This is a genomic window from Salipiger pentaromativorans, assembly GCF_024721115.1.
GTDB lineage: Bacteria > Pseudomonadota > Alphaproteobacteria > Rhodobacterales > Rhodobacteraceae > Salipiger > Salipiger pentaromativorans.
The window spans coordinates 560872-579454 of sequence record NZ_JAMDHK010000001.1 but is presented as its reverse complement, the minus strand read 5'-3'; the positions used below and the strand labels follow the sequence as shown (position 1 = coordinate 579454).

The following is an 18583-nucleotide window of genomic DNA, read 5'->3' as shown; positions in this document are numbered from 1 at the left end:
TCCCTCAGGCCGCTTGCTTGGGCGCGCAAAGCGCCGCGATGCCGGGCAGCGTCTTGCCTTCCAGCCATTCCAGGAATGCCCCACCGGCGGTGGAGACATAGGTGAAGTCCTGCGTGACCCCCGCCGCGTTCAGCGCCGCCACGGTGTCGCCGCCGCCCGCCACGGTGACCGCGCGGCCCTCGTGGGAGAGGGTTGCGGCCTGCTTCGCCACGGCCACGGTGGCCGCGTCGAAAGGCGGGATCTCAAACGCGCCGAGCGGGCCGTTCCACAGGATCGTATGGGCGTGGTTGAGCCGTGCCATGAAGGCCTCGGCGGATTGCGGGCCCGCGTCGAGGATCATCGCATCGGCGGGGCAGGCATCGGCGGGCACGATTTCGCAGGCGGCGCCGGCCTTGAACTCGCGGGCGACCACCACGTCCTCGGGCAGCAGAAGCTCGCAGCCCGACGCCTCTGCCAGCGTCTCGATCTCGCGCACGGTGGCGATCTGGTCGACCTCGTGCAGCGATTTGCCCATCGGGCAGCCGCGCGCATAGAGGAAGGTGTTGGCCATGCCGCCGCCGATGATCACCGCATCCAGCTTGCCCACCAGATTCTTCAGCACCGCGATCTTGGACGAGACCTTGGCCCCGCCCACCAGCGCCACCGAGGGCCGCTCGGGCGCCTCGAGCGCGGCGGTGAGCGCGTTCATTTCCTCGATCAGAAGCGGGCCGGCATAGGCGGGCATCAGCCCGGCGATGGCGGCGGTCGAGGCATGCGCCCGGTGCGCGCAGGAAAACGCGTCGTTCACGTAGAGGTCGCCCAGCCGCGCCAGCGCGGCGGCGAAGGCGGGGTCGTTGGCGGTCTCGCCGGGATTGTAGCGTAGGTTCTCGCAGAGCAGGACCTGGCCGTCTCCCAGTTGCTGCGACAGCAGAACGGCGCTGTCGGTGGCGCAATTGTCCGAAAAGGCGACCGGCCTGCCAAGCGCTTCGGCCAGCGCCGGGCGCAGCTTGTCGACCGAAAAGGCGGGGTCCAGCTCGTTGGGCTTCGGGCGGCCGAAATGCGTGAGGATGACCAGCCGCGCGCCCTGATCCAGAAGCGGCTTCATGCCGGCGGCGAAGCGGGTGATGCGTGTGGCATCGGTGACGCGCCCCTCCTCGACGGGCACGTTCAGATCGGCGCGCACCACAAGGCGCTTGCCCGCCACATCCACCTCGGTGATCGGGGTGATCTGCATCAGAGCAGCCCTCCCATCGCCACCGCCGTATCGGCCATGCGGTTCGAGAAGCCCCATTCGTTGTCATACCACGACAGGATGCGGACCATCTTGCCGTCCATCACCTTGGTCTGGTCCATGTGAAAGACCGAGCTGTGCGGATTGTGGTTGAAGTCGATGGAGACGTTGGGGGCGTCGGTATAGCCGAGGATGCCTTTCAGCGGCCCGTCGGCGGCCGTGCGGATCGCGGCGTTCACCTCTTCGACAGAGGTGTCCTTGGCGGCCTCGAAGACCAGGTCCACCACCGAGACATTCGGTGTCGGCACCCGGATCGCAACGCCGTCGAGCTTGCCGTTCAACTCGGGCAGGACGAGGCCCACGGCCTTGGCGGCGCCGGTGCTGGTGGGGATCATCGACTGCGCGGCGGCGCGGGCGCGGTAGAGATCCTTGTGCATCGTGTCCAGCGTCGGCTGGTCGCCGGTATAGCTGTGGATCGTCGTCATGAACCCCTTCTGGATGCCGATGGCGTCGTTCAGCGCCTTGGCGACCGGCGAGAGGCAATTGGTGGTACAGGAGGCGTTGGACACCACCAGATCGTCGGCGGTCAGCGTGTCGTGGTTCACCCCGAAGACGATGGTCTTGTCCGCGCCCGAGGCGGGGGCGGAGACCAGCACGCGCTTCGATCCGTTCTCCAGATGCAGCGCGGCCTTGTCGCGGTCGGTGAAGATGCCGGTACATTCCAGCGCGATGTCCACATCGCCCCAGGGCAGATCCGCGGGGTTGCGCTCGGCGGTGACCTTGATGGGGCCGCGGCCCACGTCGATGCTGTCGCCGGAGACGGTGACCTCGCCGGGATAGCGGCCATGCACGGAGTCGAAGCGCAGCAGATGGGCGTTGGTCTCGACCGGGCCCAGATCGTTGATGGCGATCACCTCGATGTCGGTGCGGCCCGATTCAGCGATGGCGCGGAGCACATTTCGCCCGATACGGCCAAAGCCGTTGATAGCAACCGTGACAGTCATTCCAGTCCCTTTTGTATTTTACATCAGTTGTTTGGCGAGGTCGGTCGTCGCCTCTGCCGTGATGCCGAAATGGCGGTAGAGATCCGGCGCCGGGGCCGAGGCGCCAAAGCCGGTCATGCCGATGAACCCGTCCTCGGGGCGCAGCATGAGATCCCAGCCCTGCCGGATCGCGGCCTCTATCCCGATGCGGGGGGCCTCGCCCAGAACCTCGTCGCGATAGCTCTGGTCCTGCTGCGCGAAGAGTTCGAAACAGGGGGCCGAGACCACGGCAGCCCGGAGCCCGTCCTTTTCCAGCATCTCGGCGGCGCTGAGCGCGAGTTCCACCTCGGAACCCGTGGCGATGAGCGTCACGTCGCGGCGCGACGGGTCGCGCAGCAGATAGGCGCCGCGGGCGGAGAGGTTGGTGTCGGTGTGGCGGGTGCGCAGCGTGGGCAGACCCTGCCGCGACAGCGCCAGCGTGCTGGGGGTGGTCGTCTGTTCCATGGCGATCTGCCAGGCCTCGGCGGTTTCCACCGCGTCGGCAGGGCGGAAGACCAGATGGTTCGGCATGGCGCGCAGGGAGGCGATGGTTTCTACGGGCTGGTGGGTCGGACCGTCCTCGCCCAGCCCGATGCTGTCATGGGTCATGACATAAACCACCGGGACGCCCATCAGCGACGACAGCCGCATCGCCGGGCGGCAGTAATCGGCGAACACCAGGAAGGTCCCGCCATAGGGCTTCAGCCCGCCATGCAGCGCAAGGCCGTTCATCGCGGCGGCCATGCCGTGTTCGCGGATGCCGTAATGGATGTAGCTGCCGGCATAGTCGCCGGGTTTGATCGGGGTCTGCCCCTTGGTTTTGGTGTTGTTCGAGCCGGTCAGATCCGCCGAGCCGCCGACCGTGTTGGGCAGGGTGCCGTTGACGATTTCCAGCGCCATTTCCGAGGCTTTCCGGGTCGCGACCTTGGGCTGGTCTTCGGAGAGACGGTGCTTGTAGGCGCAGATCGCCGCGTCCAGCGCCTGGGTGTCCACCGGCGCGTGGGCGGCGCGGAAGCTGTCGGCATTGGGGCTGTTGAACAGCCGCCGGGACCAGGATTCGCGCGCCTCGGACCCGCGCGCGGCAATCGCGCGCCAGCCGTCATAGACCTCTTGCGGGATCTCGAAGGGCGGATGGTTCCAGCCGAGCGCCTCGCGGGTGGCGGCGATTTCCGCATCGCCGAGCGGCGCACCATGCACGGAATGGGTGCCCTGCATGTTGGGCGCGCCGAAACCGATCACCGTCTTGCAGGCGATCATCGAGGGGCGGTCGCTGGCGCGCGCCGCCTCGATGGCGGCGGCCACCGCATCCTTGTCGTGCCCGTCCACCGCGCGCACGTCCCAGCCGGCGGCGGCGAAACGCGCCTTCTGGTCGGTGGAGGTCGAAAGCTCCGTGCCGCCGTCGATGGTGATGCCGTTGTCGTCCCACAGCACGATGAGGCGCGACAGCTTGAGGTGGCCGGCAAGGTCGATGGCCTCGTGGCTGATCCCCTCCATGAGACAGCCGTCGCCGGCGATCACATAGGTATAGTGATCGACCAGATCGGTGCCGAAGCGCGCGTTCATCATGCGCTCGGCCAGCGCCATGCCGACGGCGGTGGAGATGCCCTGACCCAGCGGGCCGGTGGTGGTCTCGATCCCCTTGGCGTGGCCGTATTCCGGATGCCCCGCGGTGCGCGCGCCGAGCTGGCGGAAATTGCGCAGCTGCGCCATGGGCATGTCGTCATAGCCCAGCAGGTGGTTGATCGCGTAGACCAGCATCGAGCCATGGCCCGCGCTCATCACAAAGCGGTCGCGGTCGGGCCATTTGTGATCTTTCGGATCGACGTTCATGAAGCGGTTGAAAAGCACGGTGGCCACATCGGCCATGCCCATCGGCGCGCCGGGATGGCCCGATTTCGCCGCCTGCACCGCATCCATGGCAAGCGCGCGGATCGCGTTGGCCATGAGGTCTTCGGCAGTGGTCGAGATCTTTTGCTGAATGGTCATCCGGGTCTCCTTCACGCGCGCTTGGATTCGTTGACGAGCCGCTGGACCATCGGCGTAAAGATGAGCTGCATGGCGAGGTCCATCTTGCCGCCGGGGATCACGATGGAATTCGCCCGGCTCATCCAGGAGTTCTGGATCATCGACGTGAGATAGGGAAAGTCGATGCCCCTGGGGTTCTTGAAGCGGATCACCACGAGGCTTTCATCGGCGGTGGGGATCCAGCGCGCGATGAACGGGTCGGAGGTGTCGACCACCGGAACGCGCTGGAAATTCACATCCGTTTCAACGAATTGCGGGCAGATGCAGTGCACATAGGCGTGCATCCGGCGCAGGATCGTATCGGTCACCGCCTCGGTGGTGTAGCCGCGTGAAGCCTTGTCGCGGTGGATCTTCTGAATCCATTCGAGATTGATCACCGGCACCACGCCGATCTTGAGATCCGCATGCGCCGCGAGGTTCACCTCGTCATTGACCACCGCGCCGTGCAGCCCCTCGTAGAACAGCAGGTCGCTGTCGTCGGCAAAGGGCTTCCAGTCGGTGAAATGGCCCGGCGGCGTGCCGTGGCGCTCGGCCTCCTTGTCGTCGTGGATGTAATGGCGGGTGCGGCCGGTGCCGGTGTCGCCATAGGTGCGAAAGATCGTCTCCAGCTCGCCCAGCTCGTTGGCGTCATAGGAGAAATGCGAGAAGGTCTCGTCGCCGGCGGCCTTGCGGTTTTCCAGCTCGGCTTTCATGTCGGCGCGGTTGTAGCGGTGAAAGGCGTCGCCCTCGATGCTCACCGCCGAGATGCCCTCGCGGCGGAAGATCTGGTCGAAGGTCGCCTTGACCGTGGTCGTGCCCGCGCCGGACGAGCCGGTGACGGAGATGATCGGGTGTTTCTTGCTCATGGAACCTGTTGTCTTTCTGTCCGGGGCGGCGTCAGGCGCGGAACAGGCCGCGATTGCCGAAAAGGGCGGAGACTTCCTGCTCGGGAAGATCGAAATAGGCGCAGACCCGGTCGACCTTGACCGACGAGCCGAAGACAAAGGGCGTGCGGGCGTGCAGCGCGCCGGGGATCTTATCGAGAATGCGCGTGGTGCCGTCGGTGGCCCGGCCATGGGCCTGTTCGACCAGCATCGCGATCGGTGCGCATTCATAGACCATGCGCAGCCGGCCCATGGCATAGCCCGGGCGGTCGTCGCCGGGATAGAGGAACAGGCCGCCGCGGATCAGGATGCGGTGGGTTTCGGCCACCAGCGACGCGATCCAGCGCATGTTGAAATTCTTCTCGCGCGGCCCCTCGGCACCGGCGAGGCAATCGTCGATATAGGCGCGCACGGGCTTGGGCCAGTGGCGGTAGTTCGAGGCGTTGATGGCGAATTCGGCGCTTTCCTGCGAGATGGTCAGCGCGCTGTTCACCAGCGTGAAGAGGCCGGTGTCGGGGTCGAGGATGTAATCCTGCACGCCGGTGCCGAAGGTGACGAGCATCATGCATTGCGGGCCGTAGATGATATATCCCGCCGCGATCTGTTCGTGGCCCGGGCGCAGAAAGGTCTCTTCGCCGTCCTCGCGGGCCTCGCGGATCGAAAAGATCGTGCCGATCGAGACGTTGGTTTCGATGTTCGACGAGCCGTCCAGCGGGTCGATGGCCAGCGCCAGCGGGCCGCCAGCGTCGATCTCGACCACGACATCCTGCTCTTCGGAGGCATACCAGCGCACGCCGCTGCCCTTGAGTTCGCGGGCAAAGGCCTCGTCGGCCATCACATCCAGCGCCTTTTGCTGATCGCCGCCGGCGTTGTCGCCGACGGCGGCGGCAAGCTGACCTTCGAGCGGGCCGCGGGCGATGCGCCGGGCGAGATCGCGTCCGACGCGGCCAAGCGCCTCCATGGCGGGGCGCAGGCGGGCCGGAATCGGCGCATCTGCGGAATAGGGGTTCATGCCGGTCATCAAGGCCTCCTCCTCCTCGACGGGTGACTGAGGCTTGATCATGGGAATTGCGGCTTGTAAGAAAATTTAAAAATTCTGACCCTCGTTTCAGGAAAAATGAATGCGCAGATTGGCCTCTCTGACCTTCAAACAGCTTCGCGCGCTGGAAGCCGTTGATCGGACAGGATCAATTTCCCGGGCTGCGGAAGAGCTGGGGCTGACGGCACCGGCGGTGCACAGCCAGCTCAAGACGCTGGACGAGACTTTTGGCTGTGCCATGCTGTCGCGGGAGGGGGCAGGGCCTTTTGTCGCAACCCCCGAGGGCAGGGTGCTTTTGCAGGCCTATGAGAAGGCCGATGCGGGATTGCGCCTGGCGGTGCGCCGAATCGATGCGCTGCAAAAGGGGCTCGCCGGGACGGTGGTTCTGGGGGTGGTCTCGACCGGGAAATATTTCGCGCCGGGGATTGTGGCGCGGTTGCGCAGGAGCTGCCCCGAGATCGAGGTGCTGCTTCAGATCGGCAACCGCGACACGATCATTTCGGCGTTGCAGGACGGGGCACTGGATCTGGCGATCATGGGGCGGCCGCCGCGCGACCCGCCGCTCGAGGCGATCTCGCTGGGCGATCACCCGCATGTGCTGATCGCGCCGCCCGATCACCCGCTGGCGCATGCGGCGCAGATCACCCCCGAGGAGGTGCTGAAGGAGACGATCCTGATGCGCGAGCAGGGTTCGGGCACGCGGATTCTGGCGACGCGGTTCCTCGACCGGATCGGCGAGGGCAAGACCTATGAGCGCGCCGAGATGGGCACCAACGAGACGATCAAGCAGGCGGTGATCGCGGGGCTGGGTCTGGCGCTGATCTCTTATCACACGGTGGTGGAGGAGCTGCGCACCGGGCGGTTGGTGACCCTCGATCTGCCGGGGCTGCCGATCGTGCGGCACTGGTTCCTGCTGCATCCGGCGGATGCGCCGCTGAGCGGCGCCGCGCGCACCGTCTGGGAGTTCATCGCGGCGGAGAAGGACGACTTTCTGCCGCATTGGCCTCCGGCGTGAGGCCCAAGATTTTTCGGACGAAAAATCTTGGGCCCGGTCAGCGCAGGCGTTTGTAGACCGGCGTCATCAGCAGCGGCGTCAGATACATCGGCACCTGATAACAGCCGATGAACAGCAGCAGCGCATCGGTGGTCTCGGCGGGCAGGGCAACCAGGAATAGCGCGATGTTGCGGTTGCCGCAGGTGATCGCCAGCGCCGGAATCTGCGTGCCCGCGATCCGCTGCCGCAGCGCCAGCACGGTTGCGAACTGGGGCCCGAGATTGGCGGCGCAGGCGAGCGCCAGCCAGGCGGCGAGCGCCGCCGGGCGTTCGGTCAGCGCGGGGCCCACCGCCGACATCAGCCCGAGCACCATCACCGTCATGGTCAGCGCGGAGAGCCCGTCGATGCGCTGAAGCGCGGGCTCGGAGGGCTGCGTCATCAGCGTGAGCCGGAGGGCAAAGGCGGCGCCGGCGGCCAGCGCGATGGTGGCGAGCAGTTTCAGCACCGATCCGGTCACGGCACCGGCGCTGCCGAGCGCGGGCAGCGCCCAGAACACCGGGATGACGGTCAGCGGCAAAAGCGCCGTGCCGAGGATCAGAAGCCGCAGCGCCGGGGCGGGATCGGCCCCCACCAGCATGGTGAGATTGGGGCTGCCCGCCAGCGGCGAGGCTGCGAGCATCAGCACGAGTGCCAGCGCGGCGGGATGCGTCAGAAGCCCCAGCGCGGCGGCCAGCGCCAGCGCAATCAGCGGCAGCGCCACTTGCCAGAGCAGCGCGGTCAGCGCCGTGCTTCGCAGCTCGTGCAGCGCGCCGAGCGCCCGGCGCGGCCCGATGCGCAGCGCGGCGAGAAACAGCATCAGCGCCACCAGCTCGGGCAGCCAGGCCCGCACCGTGCCGGCGGCGCCGGGCAGGGCAACGCCCGCCACAAGTCCCGCCACCAGCAGCCAGCGCGCATGGCGGGCGCAGGCGCGCAGCGGGCTCACAGCAGCCCCCGCAGGATCAGCGCGACGCCGGCCAGCCCGCTGATGCCCAGCAGCGCCGTCCGGTAGCGCGCATCGAGTCGCGGCCCCAGCGCCCGCGCCGCGAGGAACCCGGCGAGGGCGGCGGGAGAGAGCAGCAGCGCCAGCCACAGATCGCTCATCCCGGCCCAGCCGCTCAGCCAGAGCCCGGCCAGCGAAAACAGCGTGCCGAAGGTGAAGATCGCCGAGAGCGTGGGGCGCGCCTCGTTGGCAGGCCGCGACTGGAACACCATCGCCAGCGGCGGGGCGCCCACCGAGGTGATCGTCGCCATCACCCCCGAGACCGCGCCCATCGCCAGGATGTTGCGCCGGGTGAAGGCCAGCCGCAGCCCGGCGAGCGACAGCGCCACGGCGCCGGTGATCAGCAGCCCGAAGATCAGGCTGAACCCCTTGTCCGAGGCGATGCCGCCCAGCACGACCGCCGCCGCCAGCGCTCCGGCGCCGCGCCCGCCGGCGGCCAGCGCGACGGCGGGCCAGCGGATCGCGCGGGCTTCGCGCAGCGCACCGCCAAGCGCCACCGCAAAGCTCATGATCAGGGCGGGCACCGGCACCAGCGCCGGGTCGAGCAGCGCCAGAACCGGCGCCACGGTCAGGCCGAACCCCATGCCGAGCGAGAACTGGACCACGGCACCGGCAAAGACCACCGCCAGCGCGATTGCGGCGACCCAGGGGGCCGCCGCGAAATGGCTCAGCGCCTCCTGCACCGGCTCAGCCGCCCGGACCCTTGCGGATATTGTCGGGCAGCCAGGTGGCGAGTTCCGGGAAGGCGATGAGGACAAAGACCATCACCACCATGATCAGGAACATCGGGATCGCGGCGCGGGCGATGAAATTCATCTCATGCCCGGTCATGCCTTGCAGCACGAAAAGGTTGAAGCCGATGGGCGGCGTGATCTGCGCCATCTCGACCACCACCACGATGAAGATGCCGAACCAGATGATGTCGATCCCCTGGGCGCGGATCATCGGTTCCACCACCGCCATGGTCAGCACCACCGAAGAGATCCCGTCGAGGAACATCCCCAGAATGATGTAGAAGACCAGAAGCGCCATCAGAAGCTGGAACCGCGACAGCTCCATCGAGGCGATGAGATCGGCCAGCCCGCGCGGAATGCCGGTGAACCCCATGCTCAGCGACAGGAAGGACGCGCCCGCGAGGATCAGCGCGATCATGGCGCTTGTGCGTACCGCCCCCATGAGGCTTTCGCTGAAGGTGCCCCAGGTAAGCGAGCCCTGCGTCGCCGCCAGCACCATGGAGCCGATGACGCCGAAGGCCGCCGCCTCGGTCGCCGTGGCGATGCCCATATACATGGAGCCGATCACCACGAGGATCAGGCAGATCACCGGGATCAGGAAGCGCGAGTTCTTGAGCTTCTCCATCAGGCTCATCGGCGGTTCGGGATCGGGATCGAATTGCTTCGAGAGTTTCGAGGTGAGCGCCACATAGCCCATGAACATCAGCGCCAGCACAAGACCGGGGAAGACGCCCGCCATAAAGAGCTTGGTCACGCTCTCGTTGATCGTCACGCCATAGACGATGAGCGTCAGCGAGGGCGGAATCATCAGCCCCAGCGTCGCCGCGCCCGCCAGCGTGCCGATGACCATCTTTTCCGGGTAGTGCCGCTTGCGCAGCTCGGGGATGGACATCTTGCCCACGGTGGTGAGCGTCGCCGCCGACGATCCGGAGACGGCGGCAAACACCGTGCAGCCGACGATATTGGTGTGCACCAGCCCGCCGGGCAGACGTGCCATCCAGGGCGAAAGCCCCTTGAACATGTCCTCGGACAGACGCGTTCGGTAGAGGATCTCGCCCATCCAGATGAAGAGGGGCAGGGCGGTCAGCGTCCAGCTCGACGAGGAGGACCAGACCTTGGTGATCATCGCGTCGCCCGCCGGGCGCGAGGTGAAAAGCTCCATGCCCACATAGGCCACGCCCATGAGCGCAAGGCCCACCCAGACGCCGGACCCCAGCAGCAGGAACAGCACGAAGAGGAAGATGCCGATCGGGATCAGTTGTTCCATGTCATTCTCCCTGGCTCTGATCGACAAGATCGGTGGTGATGCCGTGCGATCCGGTCACGATCAGCCGCACGAGATGATCCCAGAACGCCACGGCCAGCAGCACCGTGCCGATGGACATGGAGAGCTGCGGGATCCAGATGGGCGTCGCGTCGAGCCCCTGGCTCAGCTCGTTCCAGCGCCAGGAGATATGGTTGCCCTTGATCGCGTACCAGGCGAACCAGGTGGAGATCGCCGTGCCGATGCCGAAGCACCAGATCTCGCCCCAGCGGCGGTATTTCCCCAGCGCCGAGAGGAACAGCGACACGCGGATATGCGCCCCGTGGTTCAGCGCATAGGCGAAGGCGAAGAACGAGGCGGCAGCCATGCAATAGCCCGCGTAGTCGGTGGCGCCGGGAAACACATGGCCGGTCCAGCGCGCCAGCATCTGCAGCACGATGATCGTCAGAATGGCGATGAGGAAGAACGAGGCGATGATGCCTCCGATCAGATAGAGCGTGTCGAGTAAGCGCCTCAGCGCCTTTGCCGCGGCCATGGGCTGTCCCTCTCTGTGCTGCTGCGCGGGCGCGTCCGGCCTGTCTTTGATCATCGGGCGGGCGCCTGTCTGTCAGGCGCCTGGCCGGGGCCGCCGAAACTTGGGCCCGGTCGCCGTTCGGCGCCCCACGCAGGATAAAAAAGCGCCATCCGTTTGTGGCGCTCGTTGGGTGCCGGACCCGCCCGAAGGCAGGCCCGGCCCGATGTCCGGTCGCTCGGAAGAGACGCGGCTTATTCGCCCTTGTAGGCGTCGACGATGGCCTTGCCGTCGTCGCCCGCCTGTTCCAGCCACTCGGCGGTCATGACCTCGCCCATGGCCTTGAGCTGGCCCATGAGCGTGTCGTTGACGCGCTCGACGGTCATGCCGTTCTCTTTCAGCCCGTCCAGGGTGAACTGGGTATAGTCCTTGGAGCGTGCCAGACCGTCCGCCGCCGCCTTGGTGGCGCAGTCGTTCATCACTGCCTTGGTCTCGTCCGGCAGGTCTGCCCAGGCGTCCTTGTTCACGAAGACCGCGTTGCGCGGCAGCCAGGCATCGACCTCGTAGAAATTCGACAGGTGTTCCCAGACCTTGCGGTCATAGCCCGTCGCGCCCGAGGAGATAAAGCTCTCGGCCACGCCGGTGGCCAGCGCCTGGCTCAGTTCCGCCGCCTCGACCTGCACCGGCAGCGCGCCGGTCAGCTCGGCCATCTTGGCGGTGGCGGTGGAGTAGGAGCGGAACTTGACGCCCTTGAGGTCGGAAATATCCGAGATCGGCTTGTTCATATACAGGCCCTGCGGCGGCCACGGCACCGAATAGAGGTAATGCAGATTGTCCTCGTCCAGCGCCTTTTCCACATAGGGTTCGGCGATCGCCCAGAGCTTTTCATGCTCGTCGAAGGAGGAGACCAGGAAGGGGATCGAATCCACGCCGTAAAGCGGGTTCTCGTTCTGATGCGCCGACATCAGACGCTCGCCGATATTGGCCTGGCCGGTCATCACCGCGCGCTTGATCTCGGCCCCGCCGAACAGCGAGCCCGAGGGGTGGGTGACGATTTCCAGCGCGCCAGAGGTGCCGTCGGTCACGCATTTGGCGAATTCGGCGCCGATCTCGGAATGGAAGTTGGTCGCGGAATAGGCCATCGGCATATCCCATTTCTCGGCTTGCGCGGCCACACCCGTGCCCGCGAGCGCCGTGGCGGCCAGCAGCGTCTTGATCGTTTTCATGATCGGTCTCCCTGTTGTTTGTGTTCTAATGTTTTTACGTGGGCTCAGTGAAACCGATCCGGGGCGTAGGGCGCAAGGTTGATGTTCGGCGTTCGGCCCGAGATCAGCTGCGAGAGCAGCAGCCCGGTCTTCGGACCGCCTGTCAAACCGACATGATCGTGGCCGAACCCCATGAAGGCGCCCCTCACCACGGTGGATTCGCCGATGATGGGCAGGGAATCGGCCATCGAGGGGCGGTGTCCCATCCATTCCACGGTCTTTTTCCAGCTCAGGCCGGGGATCGCGGCACGGATCTGACGTTCGAGCAGCGCGAAGGGCGCGCGCGAGGGCGGCAGATCGAGCCCGCCCAGCTCGACGATCCCGGCAAGGCGCAGCCGCCCGTCCATCGGCGTGGCGACGAATTTTCCGCTGGCGATCATCACCGGTGCGCGCGGCATGACCGAGGGCTCGTAAAGTTCCAGATGATAGCCGCGCTCGGATTCCAGCGGCGGTTTCACCCCCAGCTTTTCCGCCAGCGGGCCGGACCAGACGCCAGTGGTCAGCACCGCGGCATCGCAGGCGATGGTCTCGCCGCCGACCCGCACGCCGGTGACGGCGCCCTGTTCGCGGGCGATGTCGGTCACCTCGCCCATGATCAGCCGCGCGCCCTGCGCCTCGGCAAAGGCGGCAAGGTCCTTCACATAGCGACCGGGATCCGAAATGCGCCCATGGCCGGGGAAGCGGGCGGCGCAGGTGATCTCGGGGCTGAAGATGGGGTCGTAATCGCGGAAGGCCTGGTCCTCCAGCAGCTCCCATTCAAAGCCGTTCTCCTTTCGCACCGAGAATCCGAAGGCGTCGGCCTCGTAATCGGCGCGGCTGTTGTAGAGGAAAACGTAATCGTCCGGGTGCAACCATTTCTCGGCACCGGTGCCCGAGGCCAGCGCGACGTGGTCGTTATAGCTGTCGCCGATGATCTGCGTAGAGGCGGCTGCACGCTTGTGCACCGCCGCCGCGTTGGCGTGGGACATGAATTTCATCAGCCAGGGCGCGATCTTGGGCAGGTAGGACCATTTCATGAAGAGCGGCTGGTTCGGATCGAGCAGCATCTTCGGCGCCTTCAGCCAGAGCCCCGGTCCCGGCACCGGCACCACCGAGCAGGAGGCCAGAACGCCGCCGTTGCCGTGGCTGGTGCCCTCGCCGGGCCCGGCCTTGTCGATCAGGATCACCTTGTGCCCGTCGCGCTGCAACCAGATCGCCGTCGAAACGCCCACGATCCCCGCGCCGATCACTGCCACTGTCTTTGTCATGTCGCCCCCTTGGCCTGTCCTCACCGCTGCGGATCAAGCGCGCATTTCAAGGGGGTGTCAACTCGGCGGGGCCTCTGGCCCGGGCGGGTCCGGCGTGGCGCCTCAGACGCGCTCAAACCCGCGCCGAAGCTCGTAATCGGTGACCGCGCGGTCGAAATCTTCCTGCTCCACCTCGGCGGCGCGGGTGTAGTGATCGACCACCGCGTCGCCCAGAGTCTTGCGCAGCATCTTCGAGGCGCGGAAGGTCTCGGTCGCGGCGCGCAGGGTGGCGGGCACCTCGGGGATCTCCTCCATCGCGTAGAGATCGCCGCGCGCGGGGGCGGGCAGGGGCAGTTCCTCCTCGATCCCGGCCAGCCCGGCGGCCAGCTGCGCGGCGCAGGCGAGATAGGGGTTCATGTCGGCGCCGGGGATGCGGCATTCGATGCGCACGCCCTTGCCGCCCTCGCCCACCAGCCGGAACCCGGCGGTGCGGTTGTCGACCGACCAGGCGATCTTGGTCGGTGCAAAGGTGCCGGGGATAAAGCGTTTGTAGCTGTTGATATAGGGCGCGAGCAGCAGCATGGTCTCGGGCGCGTATTTCAGCAGCCCGGCCACGTAATGGCCCATGGTCTTTGACATGCCATGCGCGCCCTCGGGGTCGTGAAAGGCGTTTTCCCCGTCCGCGAACAGCGACTGATGCAGATGCGCGGCGCTGCCCAGCCGGTCGGCGCGCCATTTCGCCATGAAGGTGGCGGCATGGCCCTTCTGCTCGGCGATCTCCTTGACCGCCTGCTTGGCCAGCGTGTGGTGATCGGCGGCGCCAAGCGCCCCGGCATAGCGGATGTTCAGCTCTTCCTGCCCGGTCTCGGCCTCGCCCTTGGTGTTCTCGACCGGGATGCCCATGGCATAGAGCGTGTTGCGCACCGGGCGCATGATATATTCCTCCCGCCCCGTCATCTGGATCGAGTAATCCTGATTGACCTTGATCAGCGTTTCGAGATCGCGGAAGCCGCTGGCGCGGATGCTGTTGTAATCGCGGGCGAAGAGGAAGAACTCCAGCTCCGTCGCCATCATCGGGGTGAACCCCAGCGCACCCGCCCGCTCGATCTGCGTCTTGAGGATCTGCCGCGGCGACTGCGGCACAGGCGCATGGGTCTTCGGGTCGAGCAGATCGCAGAGCACCAGCACCGTGCCATCGAGCCAGGGCACCGGGCGCAGGGTGCCGAGATCGGGCTTCATGAGGTAATCGCCATAGCCCAGCTGCCAGCTTGTGGTGGCATAGCCCTCGGGGGTGCCCATCTCCAGATCGGTGGCCAGCAGGTAGTTGCAGCAATGCGCCTCGTCCTGCGCATGTTCGAGAAAATGCGCGACGTGATAGCGCTTGCCCATCAGGCGGCCCTGCATGTCCACGGCGCAGACCAGAACGGTGTCGGTCTCGCCGGAATTTGCCTGCGCGGTGAGCGCGTCGAGCGTGAGTACGGCCATGAGATCCTTGCTCCGTTCCAGTTGCGGCGCGTCTCGCGCCAGCCTTGCCAATCCGGTTGCCCGGTGGAAAAAACAGTTCCAGTCAGGCGTTTCTGCGTCAAGCCGCGCGGCAGGGGCAAGCCGGTGTACCGGGGGTGCCGCCCGGGCGGCGCGGGATGCTCAAAATGCAGGCAGGGGATCTGGCGGCGCGGGACATGGCCCTGCGGCATCCCGCCACGCCGGCGGCGGATCCCTCTTGCTCCTGCGTATGACAATGTGCAGAGGACCGGCGCTTTCCACGTGGAAGGCGGCTCCGGCCGGAACAGAGGGCAGGACCATGGCACGCAGCAGCGCCGAAATTTCCGCAACGCTTCAAAAGGCCAAACAGCGGCGCAAGCCGGTCTGGTGGGGGATTGCGCTGCTGTTGCTTGTCGCGGCGGGCGGCTGGGTCTGGCTGACCAACGCGCAGTCGCAGCGCAGCGTGGCCTATGTCACCGAAACGGTGGGGCGGGGCAGCTTTCAGGTCGAGGTGACCGCGACCGGCACCGTGCAGCCCACCACCGAGGTCACGGTGTCCTCGGAGCTTTCCGGCACGATTGCCAGCGTCGAGGCCGATTACAACGACCGGGTGAGCGTCGGTCAGGTGCTGGCGCGGCTCGACGATACCAAGCTCAAGGCGCAGGTGACCACAGCCGAGGCCTCGCAGGCGGCGGCCAGAGCGCAGCTTGCGCAGGCCGAGGCCAGCGCCCGCGAGGCGCAGTCCAATTTCGACACGCAGCGGCGGCTGGACGAGCGCGGGGTCAGCACTCACACCGATCTCATCGCCTATGAGGCGGCGAACGAGCGTGCCATGGCGGCGGTCGATGCGGCACAGGCCGACCTCAAGCTCGCCACCGCCAATCTGGCGCTGGCCGAGGCGGATCTGGCGGATGCGGCCATCGTCTCGCCCATCGACGGGATCGTGCTCGACCGCGACGCCGAGGTCGGCCAGACCGTTGCCGCCAGCCTTTCGGCGCCCGAGCTTTTCACCCTTGCCGAAGACCTGCGCCGGATGGAGGTGCAGGTGGACATCGACGAGGCCGACATTGGCCGCGTGGCCGAGGGCAACCCCGCCACCTTCACCGTCGATGCCTATTCCGGCCGCCACTTCGATGCCGAGCTGGCGCAGCTGCGCTATGCGCCGGAAGAGACCGACGGGGTGGTGACCTACAAGGGCGTGCTGACGGTCGATAACGACGCGCTGCTGCTGCGCCCCGGCATGACCGCCACCGCCACCATCGCCGTGGCCCAGGTCGAGGAGGCTCTGCTGGTCTCCAATTCGGCCCTGCGCTACGTGCCGCCGCAGACTGTGGCGGGCGAGGGCGACAGCGGCGGGGGCGGCGGTCTGGTGGGGCTGGTCCTGCCCTCGCGGCCCTTCGACGGCGCGGGGGCCCGCGCCGATGCCTCCACGGTCTGGGTGCTGCGCGACGGTGTCGCCACCGAAATCGCCGTGCAGACCGGCGAGACCGACGGGCGCAGCACCGAGATCCTTGCGGGCGATCTGGCCGAGGGCGACACGGTGATCATCGACCAGACCGAGGCGCGATGACATGGGCGAGGACGACACCAGCCCGCTGATCGCGCTCCGCGATGTCAGCCGCGTCTATGGCGAGGGCGAGGCCGAGGTGCGGGCGCTCGACGGCGTCGATCTGACCATCGGCGAAGGCGAGTTCATCGCCATCATGGGGCCGTCGGGCTCGGGCAAATCCACCGCGATGAACATCATCGGCTGTCTCGACCGGCCCACCGGCGGCAGCTACCTGTTTCACGATGTGGAGGTGGGCGGGCTCGACCGCGACCAGCGCGCGATCCTGCGGCGCGAATATCTGGGGTTCGTTTTCCAGGGCTTCAACCTGCTGCCGCGCTCGACGGCGCTGGAGAATGTCGAGCTGCCGCTCATCTATAAAGGCGTGCCGCCCGCCGAACGCGCCGCGCGGGCGCGCTCGGCGCTGGAAAAGGTCGGGCTGGCGGGGCGCGAGCATCACCAGCCCTCGCAGCTCTCGGGGGGCCAGCAGCAGCGCGTCGCCATCGCGCGGGCCATCGTCGACAACCCCATGGTGCTGCTTGCTGACGAGCCCACGGGCAACCTCGACACCCACCGCTCGCGCGAGATCATGGAGCTGCTTTCGGCGCTGAACCGCGATGACGGGATCACCATCATCATGGTGACCCATGAAGAGGAGATGGCGGAGTACGCGCACCGCATCGTTCTGTTTGTCGACGGGCGCGTGCAGAGCGCCGATTTCCAACCGGCCGCGCGGGAGGGCTGAGAGATGCTTTGGGAAACCGTCCGGCTTGCGCTTCTGGCGATCACCCGCAACGCGCTGCGCTCCTTCTTGACCGTGCTGGGGGTGGTGATCGGGGTGGCCGCCGTCATTGCCATGGTGACCATCGGACAGGGCTCTTCCGAGCAGGTGACCTCGGATGTGGAAAGCCTTGGCAGTGATGTGCTGATGCTGCGTCCGGGGGGCGGTTTCGGCGGGCCGGGTGCCTCGGAGGAGGCGGCGAATTTCACCCTGCGCGACGCCGAGGCGCTGGGCGGGCTGAGCGTGCTCTCGGCGGTGGCGCCGGTGGTCAGCAGCATGGAAACCGTGGTCTATGGCAATGCCAACGCCTCGACCACGGTCACGGGCACCACCTCGGATTACCTCGATGTCGGGAACTGGACGGTGCTGCGCGGGCGCGGCTTTACCGAGGCCGAGGAAAGCGCGGGCGCCGCGGTCTGCATCCTGGGGGAAAGTCTGCGGCAGGAGCTGTTCGGCAATGCCGACCCGACGGGCGAGACGATCCGCATCGACACGGTGTCCTGCCTGGTGATCGGGTATCTCGAGGCCAAGGGGGCCGGGATGATGGGGCAGGATCAGGACGACCTGATCCTGATGCCGATCCGCGCGGTGCAGCGGCGGCTGGTGGGCTCGGCGGATGTGGCGAGCTTTCAGCTTGCGCTGACGCCGGGCGTCTCGGCGGATCGCGGCACCCGCGAGATCGAGGCGCTGATGCGGGAACGCCGCCGCATCAGCGTGGACGAGGCCGACGATTTCCGGGTCATGGACATGGCGCAGATCGCCTCGATGCTGACCTCGGTGAACGCGGTGCTGACGGGGCTTTTGTCGGCGGTGGCGGCGGTGAGCCTGCTGGTGGGCGGCATCGGGATCATGAACATCATGCTGGTCTCGGTCACCGAGCGCACCCGCGAGATCGGCATCCGGCTGGCCATCGGCGCCACCGCGCGCCAGGTGCTGACGCAGTTTCTGGTCGAGGCCATCGTGCTGTCGGTGCTGGGCGGTGTGATCGGCATCCTGACCGGCTTCGGCATCGCCTTCGTGGCGGCGCAGCTCATGGCGATTCCGTTCTCGCCCAGCGTCGAGGTCGTGCTGCTGGCCTTCCTGTTCTCGGGGCTGGTGGGGGTTGTCTTCGGCTATTTCCCTGCCCGCCGCGCGGCGCGGCTCGATCCGATCGAGGCGCTGCGGCATCAGTGACCCGGCGCGTGTCGCGCGCCGGGGCGGTTGCTGCGCCACGGGGGCCGTTCTGTGGCGGGCCCGGGGCTCCGGCAGATTATGCCGGCTGCGGAATGTGCTGGATGGCCCGGAACCCTTCGAAGCGCGGCGCGCCCGCATGCAGCTTGCGGCGGGTGCCGGCGCGGGCATGGGCGGTGCGGAACGCCTCGCTTCGGGTCCAGTTGCGGAAATCCTCCTCGGTCTCCCAGGCGGTGTGCGAGGCATAGAGGATCGTGCCATCGGTCTCGTCGCCCTTCAGCATGTGGAAGGCCAGGAAGCCCGGCATTTCCTGCAAGGCACTGTCGCGCGACAGCCACATCTCCTCGAATTCCGCGGCATTCTCGAGCGGGACGGTGAAGCGGTTCATCGCAAGATACATGGAATGTCCTTT

Annotated in this window: 17 protein-coding genes; 4 read left to right on the top strand and 13 right to left on the bottom strand. The window is 66.9% G+C overall.

From position 1 onward, the window contains the following. Window positions 1-4: 4 nt before the first annotated feature. From M4578_RS02750 to M4578_RS02730, 5 genes are read right to left on the bottom strand one after another with little or no spacing between them, the layout of a single operon-like run. Window positions 5-1213, bottom strand: coding sequence for a phosphoglycerate kinase (locus tag M4578_RS02750; protein ID WP_258091898.1), 1209 nt, complete (start codon window positions 1211-1213; stop codon window positions 5-7). Then, complete coding sequence (gene gap, locus M4578_RS02745) at window positions 1213-2214, bottom strand: type I glyceraldehyde-3-phosphate dehydrogenase (protein WP_258091897.1); 1002 nt, start codon at window positions 2212-2214, stop codon at window positions 1213-1215. The genes M4578_RS02750 and gap overlap by 1 nt, the downstream gene beginning before the upstream one ends. A gap of 18 nt (window positions 2215-2232) precedes the next feature. Next, window positions 2233-4218 carry a transketolase gene (gene tkt, locus M4578_RS02740; protein ID WP_258091896.1) on the bottom strand — a complete coding sequence of 662 codons (1986 nt, stop codon included), beginning with the start codon at window positions 4216-4218 and terminating at the stop codon, window positions 2233-2235. 11 nt (window positions 4219-4229) lie between these two features. After that, on the bottom strand, window positions 4230-5102 hold the full coding sequence (locus M4578_RS02735; RefSeq protein WP_258091895.1) for a phosphoribulokinase: 873 nt from the start codon (window positions 5100-5102) through the stop codon (window positions 4230-4232). Between the two features lie 31 nt (window positions 5103-5133). Then, window positions 5134-6141 carry a class 1 fructose-bisphosphatase gene (locus M4578_RS02730; RefSeq protein WP_258091894.1) on the bottom strand — a complete coding sequence of 336 codons (1008 nt, stop codon included), beginning with the start codon at window positions 6139-6141 and terminating at the stop codon, window positions 5134-5136. 100 nt (window positions 6142-6241) lie between these two features. Between M4578_RS02730 and cbbR the strand changes: the two genes are divergently transcribed. Then, a complete protein-coding gene (cbbR, locus tag M4578_RS02725) occupies window positions 6242-7174 on the top strand; it encodes a LysR family regulator CbbR (RefSeq protein ID WP_258091893.1) in 933 nt (310 codons plus the stop codon). 37 nt (window positions 7175-7211) lie between these two features. Here cbbR and M4578_RS02720 read toward each other — a convergent pair whose 3' ends face one another. From M4578_RS02720 to M4578_RS02690, 7 genes are all read right to left on the bottom strand, one after another. Then, entirely contained in the window at window positions 7212-8135 is a 924-nt protein-coding gene (locus M4578_RS02720) for a hypothetical protein (RefSeq protein WP_258091892.1), read from the bottom strand. After that, a complete protein-coding gene (locus M4578_RS02715) occupies window positions 8132-8875 on the bottom strand; it encodes a TSUP family transporter (protein WP_258091891.1) in 744 nt (247 codons plus the stop codon). The genes M4578_RS02720 and M4578_RS02715 overlap by 4 nt, the downstream gene beginning before the upstream one ends. 4 nt (window positions 8876-8879) lie before the next feature. Next, window positions 8880-10193, bottom strand: coding sequence for a TRAP transporter large permease (locus M4578_RS02710; RefSeq protein WP_258091890.1), 1314 nt, complete (start codon window positions 10191-10193; stop codon window positions 8880-8882). A 1-nt stretch (window position 10194) separates the two neighbouring features. Beyond that, the gene (locus M4578_RS02705) at window positions 10195-10725 is read right to left on the bottom strand and encodes a TRAP transporter small permease (protein WP_258091889.1); all 531 of its coding nucleotides are present in this window, start codon (window positions 10723-10725) and stop codon (window positions 10195-10197) included. A gap of 230 nt (window positions 10726-10955) precedes the next feature. Next, window positions 10956-11927, bottom strand: a complete 972-nt coding sequence (locus M4578_RS02700; RefSeq protein WP_258091888.1) for a TRAP transporter substrate-binding protein — start codon at window positions 11925-11927, stop codon at window positions 10956-10958. Window positions 11928-11971: 44 nt separating this feature from the next. Continuing rightward, window positions 11972-13213: an NAD(P)/FAD-dependent oxidoreductase gene (locus M4578_RS02695; protein ID WP_258091887.1), complete on the bottom strand. Its 1242-nt coding sequence runs from the start codon at window positions 13211-13213 to the stop codon at window positions 11972-11974. A gap of 102 nt (window positions 13214-13315) precedes the next feature. Then, window positions 13316-14677 carry a glutamine synthetase family protein gene (locus tag M4578_RS02690; RefSeq protein ID WP_258091886.1) on the bottom strand — a complete coding sequence of 454 codons (1362 nt, stop codon included), beginning with the start codon at window positions 14675-14677 and terminating at the stop codon, window positions 13316-13318. A 316-nt stretch (window positions 14678-14993) separates the two neighbouring features. Between M4578_RS02690 and M4578_RS02685 the strand changes: the two genes are divergently transcribed. From M4578_RS02685 to M4578_RS02675, 3 genes are read left to right on the top strand one after another with little or no spacing between them, the layout of a single operon-like run. Further along, window positions 14994-16244 carry an efflux RND transporter periplasmic adaptor subunit gene (locus tag M4578_RS02685; protein ID WP_258091885.1) on the top strand — a complete coding sequence of 417 codons (1251 nt, stop codon included), beginning with the start codon at window positions 14994-14996 and terminating at the stop codon, window positions 16242-16244. Between the two features lies 1 nt (window position 16245). Next, complete coding sequence (locus M4578_RS02680) at window positions 16246-16965, top strand: ABC transporter ATP-binding protein (RefSeq protein ID WP_274705511.1); 720 nt, start codon at window positions 16246-16248, stop codon at window positions 16963-16965. Window positions 16966-16968: 3 nt separating this feature from the next. After that, window positions 16969-18174 carry an ABC transporter permease gene (locus M4578_RS02675; protein WP_258091884.1) on the top strand — a complete coding sequence of 402 codons (1206 nt, stop codon included), beginning with the start codon at window positions 16969-16971 and terminating at the stop codon, window positions 18172-18174. A 76-nt stretch (window positions 18175-18250) separates the two neighbouring features. On the opposite strand, the gene hmuQ is transcribed toward M4578_RS02675, so the two are convergent. Then, window positions 18251-18571 (bottom strand): heme-degrading protein HmuQ, encoded by a 321-nt coding sequence (hmuQ, locus tag M4578_RS02670; protein ID WP_258091883.1) that lies wholly within the window; start codon window positions 18569-18571, stop codon window positions 18251-18253. Window positions 18572-18583: the final 12 nt, after the last annotated feature.